Below are 260 nucleotides of genomic sequence, written 5' to 3'. Positions count from 1 at the left end.
CACAGATGGCTGGCCGCCGCAGCCAGGCGGCGCGACAGGGCCACCGCCGTGCGGCCGCGCCCGTGATCGCGTTCGGGCCAGCCGCGTTCGCGCGCCAGGCGTTGCAACAGCAGACCGGCCTCGACGTTGGCCACGCAGGCCGCGCGGCGATGCGCGTGCAGCGACGACAGGCGGGCCTTGTCGGGTGCCGTGTCGTACACCGCCAGTGCCGCCGTCAGATAGGCCAGATTGAGACCGGCCATGGCGCGCAACTGGCCCTG

1 protein-coding gene is annotated in these 260 nt (G+C 73.8%); it reads right to left on the bottom strand.

Going from position 1 to position 260, the window contains the following annotated elements; translation table 11 throughout:
* A partial coding sequence (locus ACZ3HG_RS24120) for a hypothetical protein (RefSeq protein WP_465334957.1) occupies positions 1 to 260 on the bottom strand: 260 nt, incomplete at both ends.

The organism is Erwinia sp. PME.40.26/001 (assembly GCF_055556675.1).
The sequence above is the reverse complement of the archived record's forward strand: the minus strand, read 5'-3'. Positions and strand labels throughout refer to the sequence as shown.